Consider the following 18,131-nt stretch of genomic DNA (forward strand, 5'->3'; position numbering starts at 1 on the left):
CGATTCCGTTGAAAAAGGCGGCTGTTGCGACGCAGAGGGATCAGTGATTCAGTCTGTCTAGGTGGCAGGACTGAAGATCATGATGGGACATCGGCAAGTCGAACAGGCTGCGTTGTTCTACGAATTCTCGCTCGAGAAGCATATTCCCGCCGACCATCTGCTGCGGTCGATCGATAGATTTGTCGACCTTGAACAGATTAGGAAGGACCTGGCGCCTTTCTATAGCAGTATTGGCCGACCTTCGATCGATCCCGAGCTGATGATCCGGATGCTCTTAGTCGGTTACTGCTTCGGGATCCGATCGGAGCGGCGGCTGTGCGATGAGGTCCACCTCAATTTGGCTTACCGGTGGTTCTGCCGGCTGGGTCTGGAAGGGGCGGTGCCGGACCATTCGACATTCTCCAAAAACAGGCATGGCCGCTTCCGGGAGAGCGATCTCTTCCGTCGCGTTTTCGAGAGCGTTTTACACCGCTGTATTGAGGAGCGGCTGGTCGGCGGTGAAGGATTTGCAGTCGATGCGAGCCTGATCAAGGCCGACGCCAATCGGCAGAAGGGAATCGAAGGCGACAAGGGACTTCCACCGGAGGCCGCCGGCCGAGCGATCAATGAGTATCTGGCTGTCCTCGATGATGCCGCTTTCGGCGCAGCGACCGAGGTCACGCCGAAGTTCGTGTCGCCTGCCGACCCGGCGGCGCGCTGGACGGGGGCGCACGGCGGCCAAGCCTTCTTCGCCTACTCGACGAACTACCTGGTCGACGTCGAGAACGCGATCATCGTCGATGTCGAGGCGACCACGGCCATCCGGCAGGCGGAGGTGTTGGCCGCCAAGCGCATGATTGAGCGCTCGCTGGAGCGGTTCGATCTCTATCCGAACCGGCTTCTCGGCGACAGCGGCTATGGCTCAGCCGAGATGCTCGGCTGGTTGGTTTACGAGCATGGCATCGAGCCACACGTTACAGTGTTCGACAAGTCGGCACGCACAGATGGGATCTTCTCGCGCGAAGACTTCACCTATGATCATGCAAGGGACGTCTACCGCTGTCCTGACGGCAAGATCCTCACCACGACCGGAGCGCTGGTGAACGATGGAGCCACGATGCTTTACCTCGCTATCAAGCGCGATTGCGATCGATGCGTATTGAAGTCCCAGTGCTGCCCCAAGCAGGCTTCACGGAGGGTGCCGCGCTCGATCTACGAGGGCGCTCGCGACATGGCGCGCCAGATCGCAAGATCGTGGGAGGGGCGCACTTCGCGTCGGCTCCGCAAAAAGATCGAGATGCTGTTCGCGCACCTCAAGCGCATTCTCAAGCTCGACCGTTTACGGTTACGAGGCCCAAACGGTGCGCGCGACGAGTTCACCCTCGCAGCCACCGCTCAGAACCTTCGCAAGCTGGCCAAGCTGATCCCGATGCAAACCCTCAAGCCCGCATAAGGGTCAGCAAAGCCGTTCGGCTACATCGGCGCGGGCGCCAATACATCGGATTACTGCCGCCTTTTTCAACGGAATCGGCCAATACCAGACATCTTGGCATTGCCGAGACGGCGCTAAGGATTGGCCTTAGAATGCCAGACTCGAGACGATCGCACGGTTCTTGCAGAATAGCCCATCAGAATCTGGTCGGAGTCCCCGTGTTGCTTGGCGCAACAGATGAGATCGTCCTAGGGTCAGGCACACTCACGAGCCGGTGCTTAGAACTGCCTCAACGGTCGTTTTGAGTGTGCCACTGGACGAGCATGCGACAAGCATAGATCTCGCAACGGGATCATGTGGAAAATCCTGCAAAATCATCCGATACAAACGCGACGCTTCCGTGAAGTCGCCTCTTTCAAAAGCGTCAGACGCGCTCCGCGTCATCACGCTCAACTTGGCGTCCTTTCCACGAACCGCAATCTCTGGGTCGTTGCTTCCATTGAGCCCCAACAACTCGTAAATCATGAACTCATGCTCGCGCCCCTTCACCCTGGTTTTTCGCAACGGCCTGACGACCAGATCGGGTCCTGCGGCTTCAACGACGCTGTCGCTGATGCAAATCGTTGTGCCGAATGTCTTGTTGGCCGCTTCGAGACGGGCGGCCACATTCACTCCGTCACCCATCACAGTGTAATTGAGACGCTCGCTGGAACCGACATTACCGACCAAAACGTTCGCGGAATGCAACCCAATTCGGATGCCGAATTTCGGTCGACCTTCCGCTTCCCATCGCTCATTGATGCGCTCCATCCGGCGCGCCGCTCTCAATGCGCCGGTGCAGCCTCGCAGAACGTGGTCAGGGCGCGGCACAGGCGCGCCCCAAAAAGCCATGACCCCATCGCCGATGAACTTGTCAACCGTCCCATGCTCCTGAGAGATCGCGCCCGAGACTTGCTCGAAATAGACGGACAACTGACTGAGCAAATCGTTAGGCGCCAACTGTTCCGCATGAGACGAGAAGTTTTCCAAATCAGAAAAGAAAACGGTCAAGTACCGTTGTTCCACGCCCAGGGTCAGAGGCGTTCTGGACTTGATCAACTCTCGCACAACGTCGAGCGGCACAAACGATGAGAACGATCGTAACGAATTGCGAAGCAGCGCTGCCGCCGATTGCAGATGTGCGATCTCTTTTATATTTGAGCCACGAATCGGGGAAGCCTCAAATGCAAGAGCTTCGACGGATTCCAATTCATGCGAGATGTCTTCGATCGGACGCGAGAGTCGCCTCGACAAGGCATAGATCAAGAGCAATTCGACGGCTATCAGTCCGATAATCACAAGCACCGACTTTCGATTCGCTTCCTTGAGATTGCCGATGAAGTCGTTCGTGGGCGTCAGTATTATAGTCTGCCACGGCTTCCCGAAACTGTCCGGAAATTTCACGAAGGATGCACTTACCTCGTCGCCATTTACCGGCGAGTTGAACAGGAAGTGACCCCGACCGGTCTCCCTTCGAATACGAGCTGCCGCGCGCACGTTCGGATCGCCAACATTGTCCAGTGTCGCAACCGTCAATTTGCCGTCAATCGGCTGGACGCTCTGCTCTCGCACAGCTGAAGCGATGATCCTGCCGTTGCTTTGGTCCGCGATCAGGCTCGTACTATGGGCGCTGGCGCGATGGTTCGCGAGGAAGCGAGAGAGAACGTCCATTGTGATGTTGACGGAGGCGGCGCCAATGAATTCATCATTGCGCAAAATTGGGTACCGGATAGAGAGGATGGGGTACCCTGTATCCGGATTGATACTCGGCTCTGTGACAGCGAGGTCGCGAGACGCCTTGGTCTGGGGATAGCCCTCTAAGACCCGGATATCCAACTTGCTTGGCACGCTGTAACCGCCGACAACATGCCCCCACGTATCAAAGAAGGTTCGGTGCCGTGCGCGGTTCTGACCAGCTGAGAAATCATCGATATAGCTTGAATGCCAGTTTGCGGTCGCGGGGATCTTGGGATCAGAGCGGCGCCGATCCTCGTCCATGCGCGTGACCACGCGATGATAACCGTCTTCGAAACTTACGTAGGCGGCGTCAATCTGTTCGGCCGAGGTCAACGCTCGGTACAGCAGGTCGGCACTCGCCTCCGTCCGGAAATAATTCGGATCGGCCCCGGCCATCCCGGCGAGCAGACGGATAGTTTCTCCAACGGGATGAATGAGATTTTCGGCGCTCTCGGTGCTAACTTGACTTGTACTCGCCACCGCCTCATCGAGCGTGGAAACCATCGCCGCGGCGTTTCTCTGGTAGTTGTATACGAGAATGAAAATGAGGATTGGAATGCTGAGACAGACAAATAACACCAGCATGACGAGGCTCAGCCTCGGAGCACGGAGTGTGTGGGTCCGACCATCAGACATACGTCAACTCCAGCGGCCATCATCAGGTAGGCGCAACGTTGTCACTTTGATCTAAATCAACAGAGGACCGCTGTGGGTCATTCGCTGCGGACCTAAGGCGGCCTGCGGTGGCCCTATGGCCGCAAACCTCTGAAAGCAGACACAATCTGCGCGTCATCACGCATGCTCGACATCCTCGCAAACTGAGGAGTGCGATCATGCCCGAGGAAGACAACCTCTTCACCAAAGCTCGCCGGACACCCTGGAACAAGGGAAAGCTGATCGGAGCCAAACCTCCGCTGCGGCCTAACCAAGTCTGGTCTATCCGAACCCGGCTCCTGATCGAAAGACGAACCCGCACCTCGCCCTTTTCAACCTCGCGATCGACAGCAAGTTGCGTGGTTGCGACGTCGTCGCGTTGAGGGTCGAAGATGTTGCTCCCAATGGCTATGCGGTCGATCGTGCGACCGTCCAGCAGAAGAAGACCGGGAGACCGGTCAAGTTCGAGTTGACGGATCAAACCCGGCAAGCCGCTGATGACTTCTTGAAGGAAGCCGGCAAGAGGCCAGGTGAGTACTTGTTCCCTGGGCGCCGTAGGCGCGATCAGTCGATGACAACCCGCCAATACGCTCGCCTTCTTGCCAACTGGGTGACAAGCATCGGGCTTGACCCGAGCGTGTTTGGCACCCACTCCCTGCGCCGGACCAAGGCAACGCTGATCTACCGACGTACGGGAAATTTACGAGCCGTGCAGCTATTGCTCGGCCACACCAAAATCGAAAGTACGGTGCGCTATCTCGGCATCGAGGTGGACGACGCGCTCGCGATAGCTGAACAAGTTGATGTCTGAATCACCGGGGCAGAGCAGACATGCTCTGCCCATCGGTCATCAGCAGCTTCGGGCCAGTAGCGAACTTTCAGGCTGAGGCGTGTGCGCAACCGCTAATCTACTTCTTCGCTTGTTCAATCCTGGTGGTGCTGGCCGGACCGACAGCCATCGCTTGAAGAACCACCTCGCCGTCCCTTGCCATCGCGTAATGAGAGATTTTCGCTGGCTCGATCAAGAACGAGCCGGGCGGGTATGCCTTGAATTTACTTTCATCCCACTGGTCACCGTTCGCGTAATAAAATGTGCCGGACAAAACGACGGCCGTTCGTGTCTCACCGTGCCAATGCGGCATGATCTTGAAGCCAGCTGGGATTCTCACCCGTTCCGAAAACACTTCCGCTTTTTTCGGGTCGCCATATAGGACAGCGATCCCCACCGCCCCGTCGGGTCCCTTGAAATGAATGTCCTGAGGAAGTGTTGCGACAACTGCATCCTGGGCAAAAGCCGGCACCGACCCACTCAGCGTGAGAAACGCCGCAGTCGCAAGGCCAATCAATGAAGGTTCCGGCCTTGTGGAAATTGCGTACGTCATGTCTGAATTCTCCCTGGGCCTCGATCAGGCTATGGCTTCGCGTTAATGAGTCCGCACCGCGAGTTCGCGGCACAATTGCTCACGAGAACTCTCGGGCAAATAAATCTACCACCTCCGGTCGCATTGAGGCAAGCATGCGCCATCATCTGTCAGGACTGACTGGGTGAAGGTCACCACTTCGCCGCCGTGCATCCGGAATGCCCAGAGCGGACTGATGCTAGGACTTCAGCACCTGGAAATTCAGCTGGCCAGTCACTTGCTGGCGAACAATTTTGCGGGGGTGCCCGAGTCTACCATCAGCAAGATGAAACAGACCTGAGGGCTATTTATCTGCTCAGGGCGCTTGAGACATGCCCGGGTCAGGTGCGAAGTCTGCTCCCGGCCCTTCGCGACATATTGCGCTGGTGGCGGCTGATCCAGCCTTCGACCACATCGATCCAGTCAAAGGGGCCTCAATTCGCGCGCGATGGCGGAAAGAAGAATTTGGCCAGGCGGACTTCGACCCCGATGTTCTCCCTGAACCCGCCCTTCGCCTGGAAATCGTGAAACACGTCACCGGCTATGGTAAAATCCTGAGCGAGCGGGATTTGAAATTGGAAATGGCCCCTCAAGAAGTCATCTCGGCCGAGCGACATATCGGGCTGAGGTATCGTGAGCGGCAGTCCGGCGGGGACAAATCTGCCGTTTGTGGCTATCTGCTCGCCACCCCAGGACTTCTCTATGCCGACGGCGGCAAATAGGAACGTGCTCGGATTGTAACGCAGGAAGGCCTTGACGTCGTACGACGGCCGCTGCGTCAACGCATCGTATCTCAAGACTCCGGGGAGCGGGGCGCCAGGCGGATTGACCACCTCGAGAGGACTGTTGCCGTTGCCGTGGAACGACGCATTGGCGATCAGATCGAAAAACATCCCATTGAGACTTGGCGAAATCTTGCCAAGTCCCTCGGTGTAGCCGAACTGAGGGGTGTCGGTGAGCTGCCCCGGTGTCGAGACGTTAACGGCGCTCCTGTTGTCGTAGCTGCGCCCGAGCGGCAGCCAGAGAAAATTCGTGAGCCCGAACCAGCGCTGGACCTTCGCGTCGGAGATGAAGAAATAGGTCATGTGAAACACCGGGTCGACGAGTCCCCCAGCAACGCGGTTGTTGGTGCCCGGGATATTCACATCCGTCAGTGTCGCAAATGGCAGGTCTGCCTCGATCACGAAGGGATGATCCGCGAGCTCGCCAAAATACGTCACGCGCGTAAACTCTACCCAGGTATTGGCGTGCGAGTTCGGCAGCGCGTGTCCGGTGGGATCGACGAAGGTATCGGCATGCGCAAAGCTTCCGTATTGGAACGCAATGAAGGTCCCGATCGGAAGCGATCCGCCCTGGTAGTCTCCCGCGTATGTTCTTGGGTTGTTGTCGGAGGCGGCGATCGCAGGTGTACCGCCGCCGATGATGCTGCCGAGCAGCGCAGCGACTCCAGTTGACAAGATACTCCACCAGGATTTCACAGCCATCTGCTCCCTCCTCGTATGGCCGAGGCCGGACTGGATCTTCCCCCACAAATTGCAAGAACCCCACGAGAGGGTACTCCTGATGGAGAGGAATGCTGTGATCGCTTGGCAACAGTGCGAATAAAAAGCTGAAGAGGCGAACGCGCTGCAGCGACGCTTACCAGTCGTATCGATCTCACCCCTTCGGAGGCGCGAGGAGCGAACCAAAACCCTGCAGTCTTCGCCTGCTTGCCTTGAGCCGAAGTTTCTCCGGAAAATCACGTCAGTTCTCTCAGCAGCTTTCGCGCTTCGTCCAGCAACGCCCGCATCTGCCTCCGCTCGGCGATCGCCTCCGTCGTGAACAGCCCATGCTTCCGCGCATTCCGATTTCCCCTTGGCGCACCGCATCCCTCGGCGCCGCCGTGCATGCGGCAGCGCGTCTTGTCCTGCACGGCCGGTGCGCGGCAGGCGAGGCCGCTGCGGGTCCTCGCGCCGCAGCGCGGGCTTGCCAGCATTGGGCCCGTGTTGGGGGCGTGGCCGCCGCTCATGCAGCGGCGCCTTGCTGGACCTCGGTTTGTTCGTGCTCCCGTTTGCTGGCGTCACGCGCGGAAAGCATCGCTGCGTCCGCTGGGTCCGGCTCACCTACGATCACCCTCGCATGCTGCGTCACGTTCCCCACGATCGCCTTTCCGCCGTCCTGCACCGACAGGTTCTGCACGGTGATCGCCCGCTCGCCGTTGTTGCGATAGCGGCTCAGCGCCTCGACCTGGGCCGGAAAGACGCGCATGAGCCGGCCGAGCGCGCGGGCGGCGCTGTCCTGGCGCGGGATGTCGTCGGCGCAGGCGAGACGATAGGCGCATCGCATCGCCGTCACGTGCACGGACACCATCTGCGCCGCCAGCATGGCCTCGATGGAATCCTTTGGGCCGATGCTCTTCATCATCGAGATCATGAAGGCGAGATTGGCCTTGTCGGGGTTTTGGCCGATCGTGCTGGCCCTCACCAGTTGCTTCAGGATGCCCTGCAGCGCGTCGCGGTCGACGGCGCCGAGCGCGTCGGCCAGCAGCCGTTCGCCGGCTTCCTGATCCGGATGGTCGATCGAAATTTTTCGGCGGGAGAGTTTTATCTTCGGGGTTGCGGCGATCGCGGTGCGATCGTTTGCCGTGACCGCGGCTGTCATGGTGGCGTTCGGAGATGTTGACATGTCAGTGTTTCCTTTGGCCGTGCAGGCGACGGCATGCACGCGCGCATGGCCGTCGCGCGCACCGGCGCGTTGTTGGCTTCGGAGATCGATGAGGGGGGCGTGCGCGCAATCATGTCGAAGCGCCCGTGGCCGGGACGGGCAGGGGCGCTTCACGGCTTGCAGCAATGATACAATCGTGCGCCTGTTTTGCCCGACGTGTCAAACGGGTTTACGAGGCGCGCGGCTTCGCACAGGCAGCCACCCGCTACTTTGCATGGGGTTGTTTTTCAGGTTTTGCTTGGAGCCCTGGCCTCCCGGCCTGTCCGTCACTTACCGCGCGGCGGAATTGATACCTGTCGCGGCATGTGCAAACGCGATTGCGGAAAGCCTCGCGCGCGATAATCATGTCCCCGAATGCGTCGCATCAACACGCACAAGTGGCGCCGACGTCCGGGGAGAGAACGACATGCAACGAACGGGTCGCCTGCTGGCTGTCATCGCCGCATTATGCATTCCCGCGCTACCGACCGAGGCCCACGCGCAAAAGTACCCGGCGCGTCCGGTCAAGGTCATGGTCGGGTTCAGCGCGGGCGGTCCGGTCGACGTGGTGGCGCGCATCGTCGGCGACCGGCTCGGCAACAAGCTCGGACAGCCCTTCGTGGTCGAGAACCGGGCAGGGGCCAACGGCATGATCGCCGCCGAGGTGGTGGCGCACGCCGATCCCGACGGACAGACGATCCTCGTCTGCAACTCATCGACGATCACGCTCAATCCGACGCTGTTCAAGGATATTCGCTATGAGCCGCAGCGAGACTTCGCGCCGCTCACCACCGTCGTCTCGGCGCCGCTCGTGCTGGTGGTCAACCCCGAGAACCCGAAGACCGCCAACATCAGGACCGTGGCCGATCTCGTTGCCGCGGCGAAGGCGGCGCCTGGCGAGCTCGCTTACGGCTCGGGCGGCAACGGCAACCTCGCGCATCTCGCGATGGAGCTCTTGAGCCAGCGCGCCGGCATCAAGATGATCCACGTGCCCTATCGTGGCGGTTCGGCGTCCGAGGTGGCCATCCTCGCGCAGGAGGTGCTGGCGGTGTTCGATCCGCTCTCCGCCGTGCCGCTGGTCAAGGCCGGAAAGCTGCGCGCGCTCGCGGTATCCTCGGCTGAGCGGTTGCCGTCGCTGCCGGACGTGCCGACCGTCGCGGAAGCGGGCTATCCGGATTTTGACATCAGCTTCTGGGTCGGATTCTTCCTGCCGAAGGCGACGCCTGCGCCGATCATCGAGACGCTGCATCGGGAGATCGTCGCGGCCGCCAGCGATCCGGTGTTGCAGGAGCGTCTGGGGACGCAAGGCGTCGTGTCCGTGCTGAGCCCGGCCGACTATGCAGCGAAGATCGCGAAAGAGACCAGGGAGCTTGCCGAGGTCGTTGCGGCGGCGAACATCAAGTCAGAGTAGGGGGCTTGTGCATGATGGAGCGGCAGGCTCCGCTGTACCTCTCCCGCAAGCGGGAGAGGCATAGGCCGCCTTCGGCGGCTGTTCCTCTAAGAGACGCCGAGGCGAAGCCTCGGCTCTGGCGTAGCGCCGGGTGAGGGTTCTTTCCGCTTGGGATTGTCCCGTTGCGGAGACACCCTCTCCACAGCCCTCTCCCGCAAGCGGGAGAGGAAGCGCACCTGTTTCGGTCACAGCCACAGGATCTGCTTGCGATAGCCGAGATCGTTGAGCAGCGGTGCCGCCGGTCCCTGGTGGAACACGGCGCCGCGCTCCAGCGCGAAGACGCGGTCGGCGAGCGCCAGCACGAGGTCGAGATTGTGTTCGACGATCACGATCGACATGTGCCGGCGGAGCTGGTCGAACACCTTGAACAGCTCCAGCGTGACGGCCGGCGCAAGGCCCTCGAAGGGCTCGTCGAGCAGCAGCAGGCGGACATTGCCCGACATCGCACGGGCGACCGCAACCATCTGCTGCTCGCCGCCGGAGAGATAGTCGGCCGCGACGTTCGTGCGCTCCTTCAGGCGCGGAAAATAGTGCAGGATCTGCTCCTCGTCCCAGACCACGCCGCCGCGGCCGTCGGTCTTGCGCGCAAGGCGGCCGAGCGCGAGGTTTTCGCGCACGGTCATGCCGGCGAACAGGCCGCGTCCCTGCGGCACATAGCCGATGCCGCGGCGCGCGATGTCGGGCGCGGGGAGGCTTGCGATGTCGTCGCCGCGATAGCTGATGCTGCCGCTTGCCGCCGGCACGAGGCCGGCGATGGTCTTCAGCAGCGTCGACTTGCCGGCGCCGTTGCGCCCCAGCAGCGCGACGATCTCGCCTTCGCGCACGTCGAGCGCGGCGTCGCTGAGGATGTGGCTCTTGCCGTAGAAGGTGTTGACGCGATCGAGGCGCAGCACGGTGGCGCGCTCGCCCACGGTCTCGCCGCTGCGCTGATGCTCGACGGCGGGGATGCCCTTGCCGGTGTAGATCTCCTGCACGCGCAGATCGGCCCGCACCGCCTTGGGGCAGTCCGACATCAGCACCTCACCCTGATTCATCACGGTGACGATTTGTGAGAAGCCGAGCACGCGGTCGATGTCGTGCTCGACGATCAGCACGGGAATGTTGGCGGCGATGTTCTTGACAAGGTTGGACACCCGCTCACGCTCGGCCGCGGCAAGGCCCGCAAGCGGCTCGTCGAGCAGCAGCACCTGCGGCTTGGAGCCGAGCGCGATGCCGAGATCGACCAGCCGCTGTCCGCCATAGGAGAGCTCGCCGCCCTCGATGGCCTCGATGCCTTCGAGGCCGAGGAATTTGATCAGCGCGGCGGTCTCGGCGTGGATCTCTTCATACGCGTCGATGTCGTTCCAGATGTTGAAGCGCATCGTCCGCCGCGCCTGTAGCGACAGGCGCAGATTTTCGTAGATGGTCAGGCCGCGAAACAGGTTGGTGATCTGGAACGAGCGCGCCAGTCCCTGATGGCAGATCAAATTCGCCGGCACGCCGGCGATGTCGCGGCCGTTGAGGCGGATGGTGCCTTGATCGGGCGCGTAGAGGCCGGAGACCAGGTTGAACAGCGTGGTCTTGCCGGCTCCGTTCGGTCCGATCAGCGCGTGGATCTCGCCGGCGGCGACATTGATGCTCGCATTCTCGACCGCGCGGATGCCGCCGAACTTCTTGGAGACGGCGCCGACCTCGAGCACAGTGCCTCTTGGCGCCTCCGGCCGCAAAAAGTCGGGCAGCGGCAGGCCGTCATAGATCCTGCGCCGGCTCATCGCGGCGGACTCTTCCGCGGCGGGACGGAAGCGGCGCATGATCAGCGAACCGATCCCGATGAGGCCGCCGGGCGAATACATCACGAAGGCCACGAAGGTGAGGCCGAACCAGAACAGCCAGTCCGACGTCCAGATCGAGAACAGCTCGCGGAACAGGATGAAGAACAGCGCGCCGAGCGCAGGTCCCAGCAGACTGCGCATGCCGCCGATGACGACCATCGCCAGAAGCTCGCCGGCAAACGGCACCGAGACGGCTTCGGCCGAGACGAGATAGTTCAGGAACGCGATCAGCGCGCCGGCAAGGCCTGTGATGACGGCAGAGATCACGAACACCGCGAGCTTGTACCGCTCGATCGGATAGCCCTGAAAGCTCGCGCGCAACTGGTTCTCGCGGATCGCCACCAGCACATGCCCAAACGGCGAGCGCACGAGGCGCATGAGGACATAGAGCGCGACGAGCCCGATCATAGCGACCACCGCATAATAGTTGAGCGCGCCGTCGAGGCTCATGGGGCCGATATCGCCGCGCTTCAGCCCGCCGAGGCCGTCCTCGCCGCCGGTCAGGCTCGTCCAGCGGAAGGCGGTGGTGTAGACGAGCGCGGCCAGCGCGAGCGTCAGGAGCGAGAAGTACACGCCGCGCCGGCGCAGGATCAGCATGCCGATCGCGCTCGACGCGATCGCGACGACGACCATCGAGAACAGCAGCGGCAGCCAGATCTCGCCGGGGAAGAAGCGCAGCTGGATCAGGCCGGCGGCGTAGGCGCCGATGCCGAACCAGGCGCTGTGGCCGAACGAGACGAGGCCGGTATAGCCGATGCAGAGGTTGAGCCCCATGGTCGCGATCGCCAGTCCGACGATCCAGGTGCCGGTGTTCACCGATAGGCCGAATGCTCTGAGCACGAACGGCAGCGCAATGACCGCCGCAGTCGCGATCAGCAGCGGCCTCAGTCGGTCGATGGTCGAGGCACGGGTCATTCGAACTTCTCGATGCGTTCGCCGAGCAGGCCGCGCGGGCGGACCAGCAGCACCAGGAACATCAGGATGTAGATCGAGGCCTCACCGGCTGCCGGCTCGAAATGAATGGCGATGCCGCGCACGACGCCGACGAGGAGAGCGGCGATGACGACGCCCCAGAAGCTGCCGAGGCCGCCGATCACGACGACGACGAAGGCGACCGTCATGATGTCCGCGCCCATCGCCGGATGGACGGTCGTGATCGGCGCGAAGAAGGCGCCGCCGAGTGCGGCCATGCCGACGCCGAGCATGACGATCGCGGTCATGTAGGGCTGCAGGCGGATGCCGAGCGCGGCGACCATGTCCGGCCGCTGGATGCCGGCGCGCACCACGCGTCCGAACGAGGTCTTGTGCAGCAACAGCCAGACCGCGACCAGCACGATGGCGACCACCGCGAGGATCAGCAGGCGGTAGCGCGAGAACAGGAAGTCGCCGAGGATCACCGAGCCGCGGAAGCTTTGCGGGATCTCGGTCGACACCGGTGCGGCGCCCCATATCATGCGAATCGCCTGCTCCGCGACCATCGCAAGGCCAAAGGTCACGAGCAGGCTGAGGATCGGGTCGGCCGTGTAGAAGCGGCGCAGGATGAAGCGCTCAAAGAGGATGCCGAGCACGGCGACCGCGAGCGGCGAGATCACCACGGAGGCGCCGAAGCCGAGATGCTTCACCAGCTCGACGAAGACATAGGCGCCGAGCGCGTAGAAGGCGCCATGCGCGAGATTGACGATGCCGCCGACGGAAAAGATCAGCGACAGCCCGAGCGCGATGAGAAGGTAATAGCCTCCGAGCACGAGACCATTCACCACCTGTTCCAGCAAGAACTCGAACTGCATGTTGCGTCCATCGCTGTGGCAAAACGGCGCCGGCGTTCGTGCCGGCGCCGCTGACCGCCAATCGGCTTTGCCGCGCGCGTGCGCGTCAGGCCTTCATCTCGCAGGGGTTCTGTTCCCTGGTCGGATAGATCGATTCCAGCGGATCGTTTGCGGCCGGCACCGCTTCGCCCAGCACCAGCATGTCCCACTGGTCCTTCATCTGGTCCTTCGGCTTCACGGTGAACGGATAGGCCTCTTGCACCATCTGGTGATCCCAGGAGCGGAAATAGGCCTTGCGCGCCTTCATGATGTCGAACTGCGTCTGCTTCTCGAAATAGGCGATCAGCTCGTCGCTCGCGGTCGACTTGGTGGTGTTGATCGCCTCTGCCAGCAGCTTGAGCGTCACATATTCGATCCAGGCGTGGTTCTCCGGCGGCTTGCCGTATTTCTTGGTGAAGGCCGCGACGAAGGCCTGCGACGCCGGATTGATCAGCGTGTGATACCACACCGTCGGCCAGGTGCCGCCGAGATTGCCGGCGCCGGCCGCCCAGGCATCGCCGGTGTTGAGGTTGAAGCCGACCAGCGGATAGGGCAGGCCGAACTCGGCATATTGCTTGACGAGATTGGTGACCTGGTTGCCGGCGAGGTTGCAGCAGACCACGTCGGGCTTGGCCTGCCGCACTTTCAGGAGATACGGGCTGAAATCGGTGACGTCGATCGCGATCAGCTCGTCGCCGATCAGGTTGGCGTCGTGCGAACCGAAGAACCCTTTCGCTGCCTTCAACAGGTCGTGGCCGAAGATGTAGTCGGCCGTCAGCGTGAAGAACTTCTTGCCCCTCACCATGCCCTTCTGCGACAGCGCGGTGCCGACCGCGTTGACCATCACGGTGTTCGGGATATCGCAGTGGAAGGAGTACTTGTTGCAGTTCTTGCCGCGCAGCGCATCCGAGCGCGCGCCGGTCGATAAGAACACCTTCTTGTTGCGCTCGGCGACCTGCATGATGGTGAGCGAGGAGGCCGAGGAGATCTCGCCGAGCAGCACCACCGCGCCGTCCTGCTCCAGCATGCGCTGCGCCTTGGTGGCGGCGGTTGCGGGATTGATCGAGTCTTCCGAGAGCAGGTCGATCTGCTTGCCGAGAACGCCGCCGGACTGGTTGACCTCTTCCGCCGCGAGCCTCACGCCGAGCTGCGCGTAGCTGCCGATCACGCCGAGAAAGCCGGTCAGCGGCGTCAGATGCCCGATCCGGATCTTCTCGGCCTGGGCCTTCACGATCGATGGAAACCCAAGTGCGGACGCGCCTACGAAGGCTGCGCTCGCCTTTAACAACGTCCGTCGGCGGTAGCGGATCATGTCTGTCTCCTCCCGGGTGCATCGCGTGCCTCCCTTCAACATCGGATATCCGATATTGTGAGAGACGTTTTTCTAATGCTGGAGGATAATCCCGAACGAGGTTGCCGGTGTCAACCGGCAAAATCGCCGCTTGCGCGCCTCAGACCTTTTGCGTGAGCGCCTTGTGCGCCGCGCCTTTGGCGCCGAATTCGGCCGACAGGCGGCCCGCCGCGGCCTGGACGACCTGCGCGCTTGCGTGCAGCGCCTGGTTGGAGAGCCGCCAGATCGGCCCGGAAATGCCGAGCGCGCCGATCACCTGCCCGGTGAAATCGGTCACGGGGACGGCGACGCAGCGTACTTCCGGGTTGAACTCGCCATCGTCGAAGGCGACCCCGGTGCGCTGCACCTCGGCAATCTCGCGCATCAGTACGCCCGCATCGGTGATCGATTTTGGCGTCGACGGCTTCAGTTCCGCGTGATCGAGGAACCGCTTGAGCTGCTCGGGCCTGAGCGAAGCCAGGATGATCTTGCCGAGCGCGGTACAATGGGCCGGCCGCACCACGCCGACGCGGTCGGTCAGTTGAAACGCGCCGGGGCCGCTGGTGCGGGCGATGACGATCACGGCATCGCCCATGCGCACGGCAAAATGGCTGCTTTCGCTGGTCTGGCGCGACAGTTCCTCCAGCACGGGCGTTGCGACATTGACCATCTCGATCTCGTCGAGTGCGCTGGCAGCGAGCGCGAACAGCGGCCGGCCGATGCGATAGCGCTTGTTGTCCTTCTCCTGGCGGAGGTAGCCGAGCGAGACCAGCGTCTTCGCAAGATGGAAAGTCGTCGAGTTGTGCAGGCCGACGAGCTTGCTCAATTCCGCAAGTCCAATTCCTTCGCGATGACGCGCCACCTCTTCGAGGATCGAGAAGGCGCGGCCGAGCGACTGAACGCCGCCGCCGCGTTGCTTCTCCTCGGCTTCGTCGTCGCCATTGGCCTGGGGTGCGGGGACCAGTTTGGCGACCGCGGCCTTGCGCGGGCTCGCCGCTTTCTCGCTGGTGCTGGCCTTGGTACGCGATCTCAAGGAACGGTCCCCCTCTGGCAATCCGTCGTGACTCGATGCCCGACACTAGCACGCAACCACGCAAGCGTCGGAGCCGAGCCCGCGTTTCCTCTGGAAGAAGACTATCACAATATAAATTGACGTACAGCATTATGAGAAATAGGGTGCCCGCGGCCCAGTGATGACCGGCCGCGTTCCCCGCATCGGTACATAAGAAGTCGTCGGGCCGAAGGGAGACGGGTTGATGTCGCGAAACATGCTCAATGGCGCCCAGGTCATTGTCGACTATCTGATCCAGGAGAAAGTGCCGCAGGTGTTCGGCCTCTGCGGCCACGGCAACATCCAGTTCATCGACGCGCTGTATGAGCGGTCCTCCGAGATCAAGACGATCTCCGTGCATCATGAGAGCGTCGCCGGCTTCATGGCCGACGTCTACTACCGCGTCTCGGGCAAGCCGACGGCGACCTTCACGTCCTGCGGCCCGGGCTCGGCCAATTTGCCGATCTCGCTTGCCAACGCTTTTCTCGACTCCGTGCCGTTCATGGCGATCACCGGCAATGTGCCGACCAGCCAGTTCAACCGCGGCGCGTTCCAGGAGATGTATCGGCACCATCAGGCCGACTTTCCCTCCACGGTGCGCTCGATCTGCAAGAAGGTGTTTCAGCCGACGCGCGGCGAAATGGTGCCGCTCGCGGTGCGGCAGGCCTGGAAGACCATGATCACCGGACGTCCCGGCCCCGTGGTGGTCGACGTGCCCTTCGACGTCTTCATGGAATCGGCCGCCGAAGAAGCGCCGAAGGCGATCGAGTGGAACGCGAACATCTCGAGTCGCTGCGGTGCCGACCCTGATGGCGTCGAGAAAGCGGTCGACATGCTGCTCTCGGCGGAGCGGCCGGTGATGCTGGTCGGGCAGGGCGTGCGCTATGGCGGCGCGGCTGATGAGCTGCGCAAGCTCGCCGAGCGGCTTCAGATTCCGGTCGCTGCCTCTGCCAGCGGTCTCGGCGCGCTCGATGTCAACCATCCGCTGGCGCTCGGCCTCGTGGCGCGCGCAGGGCACTATCAGGCCAATCACGCCACACGCCAGGCCGACGTGTTGCTCGCGCTCGGCGTTCGCTTCGATGACCGCACCTCGAGCTCGTGGATTCCCGGCTACTCCTTCACGATCCCGCCGACCAGGCTGATCCATGTCGACATCGATCCCGAGGAGATCGGCCGCAACTATCCCGTCGCGCTCGGGCTGATGGCTGACGTGCGCACCTTCCTGCGGCAGGTGCATGCCGAGCTCGATCGCCGCGACAACCTCTTCAGGAAGTCCGATGCGCGCAAGAAATGGCTGGCGCAGATCGATGGATATCGCAAGGAATGGGACAAGTTCGTTGCGCCCGGCTTCTCCGACGACACCACGCCGATCAACCCGCAGCGTGCGGCCGCCGAGATCGACAAGGCGCTGCCGGAGAATGCGATTCTCGTGTCCGACATCGGCGTGCACCACAACTGGTTGCTCGGGTTCTGCAAGCCGAAGCGGCCGGATTCACTGATCGGCTCGATGGGGTTTGGCCCGATGGGCTTTGGCGTCGCCGGTGTGATGGGCGCAAAATTTGCTGCGCCCGATCGTCCCTGCGTGTCGGTGTGCGGTGACGGCGCCTTCTTCATGCACGCCAACGTACTGGGCACTGCGGTCGAGTACAATCTGCCCGTGGTCTGGGTGGTCTGGAACAATTACGCCTACGCGTCGATCCGCGGGCTTCAGCGCGGCTATCTCGGTGGGCGCGAGCTCGCGACAGACTTCAAGCATCCCGAGACGGGCGAGCGCTACAATCCCGATTTTGCGGCGATGGCGCGCTCCTGCGGCGTCGAAGGCGTGCGGGTCGATCGCGCCGGCGACATTGGCGAAGCGATCCGCAAGGGCATCGCCGCCAACAAGCCGTACCTGATCGACGTCGACATCGCCGCCGACGTCAATCCGGCCGGAGCAGGCGTCTGGGAGCTGCCGGGCCTTGGCCAGAGCAAGGCCGGTATAGGCAAGCGTTTCCAGCCGGGCTGACCGCGCAGTCCGATAATCACCAATCAAGAAGATATCGAGGAGACAGTTATGACGCTCGCAGGCAAGAAGGTCGTCGTGGTCGGCGGCTCCTCAGGCATCGGCCTTGCCACGGCGGAGCTTGCCAAGACGCAAGGTGCGGAGGTCGTCATCGCCTCGCGCAGCGCCGCAAAGCTTGATCGGGTCGCCGAGCGGCTGAAGGTGACGGCGATCCCGGCTGATGTCACCAGCGACGAGAGCGTCGCCGAGCTGTTCCGCCGCACCGGTCCCGTCGACCACGTCGTGCTGACGGCAGCGCAGCTTCGCACCGGGCCGTTCAAGACGGTCGCGATGGACGACGTGCGCACCACGATGGAGGGCAAGTTCTGGGGTGCCTGGCGCGTGGCGCGCGAGGCCGTGATCCGGCCGGGCGGCTCGCTCACTCTGGTCACCGGCTTCCTCAGCGTCCGGCCGCGGCCGAACTCGGCGATCATCAGTGCCGCGAATGGCGCGCTGGAGTCACTCGCGCGGGCACTGGCCCTCGAGCTTGCGCCGGTGCGCGTCAACGCGGTTTCACCCGGCGTGATCGACACGCCGATCCGCGCCGCGATGCCGGAAGAAGCGCGGCGCGAGATGCTGGCCAAGACCGCCGCGGCGCTTCCAGTCGGACGGGTCGGCATGGCCGAAGATATCGCCCAGCAGATCGCAGGCTTTATGACCAACGGCTTCGCTACCGGCTCGATCGTTTACATCGACGGCGGCGCGCTGGTGAATTGAGAC

The 18,131-nt window shown here is 62.4% G+C and carries 13 protein-coding genes and 1 pseudogene; 5 read left to right on the forward strand and 9 right to left on the reverse strand.

Annotation, left to right across the window (positions count from 1 at the left end; genetic code table 11):
* Nucleotides 1-79 precede the first annotated feature (79 nt).
* Nucleotides 80-1,432 carry an IS1182 family transposase gene (locus AXW67_RS13855; protein WP_063678360.1) on the forward strand — a complete coding sequence of 451 codons (1,353 nt, stop codon included), beginning with the start codon at nt 80-82 and terminating at the stop codon, nt 1,430-1,432.
* Nucleotides 1,433-1,675: 243 nt separating this feature from the next.
* Here the strand turns inward: AXW67_RS13855 and AXW67_RS13860 are convergent, their stop codons facing one another.
* Nucleotides 1,676-3,772: an adenylate/guanylate cyclase domain-containing protein gene (locus AXW67_RS13860; RefSeq protein ID WP_161491255.1), complete on the reverse strand. Its 2,097-nt coding sequence runs from the start codon at nt 3,770-3,772 to the stop codon at nt 1,676-1,678.
* Between the two features lie 248 nt (nt 3,773-4,020).
* Between AXW67_RS13860 and AXW67_RS13865 the strand changes: the two are divergent.
* A pseudogene (locus AXW67_RS13865) lies at nt 4,021-4,652 on the forward strand (tyrosine-type recombinase/integrase).
* 97 nt (nt 4,653-4,749) lie between these two features.
* Here the strand turns inward: AXW67_RS13865 and AXW67_RS13870 are convergent.
* From AXW67_RS13870 to AXW67_RS13885, 4 genes are all read right to left on the reverse strand, one after another.
* Nucleotides 4,750-5,223 (reverse strand): cupin domain-containing protein, encoded by a 474-nt coding sequence (locus AXW67_RS13870; protein WP_063678338.1) that lies wholly within the window; start codon nt 5,221-5,223, stop codon nt 4,750-4,752.
* Nucleotides 5,224-5,675: 452 nt separating this feature from the next.
* Nucleotides 5,676-6,725, reverse strand: a complete 1,050-nt coding sequence (locus AXW67_RS13875; protein ID WP_063678339.1) for a transporter family protein — start codon at nt 6,723-6,725, stop codon at nt 5,676-5,678.
* Nucleotides 6,726-6,979: 254 nt separating this feature from the next.
* A complete protein-coding gene (locus AXW67_RS13880) occupies nt 6,980-7,249 on the reverse strand; it encodes an HGGxSTG domain-containing protein (RefSeq protein ID WP_027550133.1) in 270 nt (89 codons plus the stop codon).
* Nucleotides 7,246-7,905 carry a hypothetical protein gene (locus AXW67_RS13885; RefSeq protein ID WP_063678361.1) on the reverse strand — a complete coding sequence of 220 codons (660 nt, stop codon included), beginning with the start codon at nt 7,903-7,905 and terminating at the stop codon, nt 7,246-7,248. The genes AXW67_RS13880 and AXW67_RS13885 overlap by 4 nt, the downstream gene beginning before the upstream one ends.
* A 445-nt stretch (nt 7,906-8,350) precedes the next feature.
* Between AXW67_RS13885 and AXW67_RS13890 the strand changes: the two genes are divergently transcribed.
* On the forward strand, nt 8,351-9,334 hold the full coding sequence (locus AXW67_RS13890) for a Bug family tripartite tricarboxylate transporter substrate binding protein (protein ID WP_063678340.1): 984 nt from the start codon (nt 8,351-8,353) through the stop codon (nt 9,332-9,334).
* Nucleotides 9,335-9,558: 224 nt separating this feature from the next.
* Here AXW67_RS13890 and AXW67_RS13895 read toward each other — a convergent pair whose 3' ends face one another.
* From AXW67_RS13895 to AXW67_RS13910, 4 genes are all read right to left on the reverse strand, one after another.
* A complete protein-coding gene (locus AXW67_RS13895; RefSeq protein WP_063678341.1) occupies nt 9,559-12,099 on the reverse strand; it encodes a branched-chain amino acid ABC transporter ATP-binding protein/permease in 2,541 nt (846 codons plus the stop codon).
* Nucleotides 12,096-12,971, reverse strand: coding sequence for a branched-chain amino acid ABC transporter permease (locus AXW67_RS13900; protein WP_063678342.1), 876 nt, complete (start codon nt 12,969-12,971; stop codon nt 12,096-12,098). Before AXW67_RS13900 ends, AXW67_RS13895 begins: the two co-directional genes overlap by 4 nt.
* Nucleotides 12,972-13,056: 85 nt before the next feature.
* Nucleotides 13,057-14,301 (reverse strand): ABC transporter substrate-binding protein, encoded by a 1,245-nt coding sequence (locus AXW67_RS13905; RefSeq protein ID WP_063678343.1) that lies wholly within the window; start codon nt 14,299-14,301, stop codon nt 13,057-13,059.
* A gap of 139 nt (nt 14,302-14,440) precedes the next feature.
* A complete protein-coding gene (locus AXW67_RS13910; protein WP_063678344.1) occupies nt 14,441-15,352 on the reverse strand; it encodes an IclR family transcriptional regulator in 912 nt (303 codons plus the stop codon).
* Between the two features lie 223 nt (nt 15,353-15,575).
* Here AXW67_RS13910 and AXW67_RS13915 point away from each other — a divergent pair, with 223 nt between their 5' ends.
* The gene (locus AXW67_RS13915) at nt 15,576-17,375 is read left to right on the forward strand and encodes a thiamine pyrophosphate-binding protein (protein WP_027550139.1); all 1,800 of its coding nucleotides are present in this window, start codon (nt 15,576-15,578) and stop codon (nt 17,373-17,375) included.
* A 48-nt stretch (nt 17,376-17,423) separates the two neighbouring features.
* Nucleotides 17,424-18,128, forward strand: coding sequence for an SDR family oxidoreductase (locus AXW67_RS13920; RefSeq protein ID WP_063678345.1), 705 nt, complete (start codon nt 17,424-17,426; stop codon nt 18,126-18,128).
* Nucleotides 18,129-18,131 lie beyond the last annotated feature (3 nt).

This window comes from Bradyrhizobium neotropicale (assembly GCF_001641695.1).
GTDB classification, from domain to species: domain Bacteria; phylum Pseudomonadota; class Alphaproteobacteria; order Rhizobiales; family Xanthobacteraceae; genus Bradyrhizobium; species Bradyrhizobium neotropicale.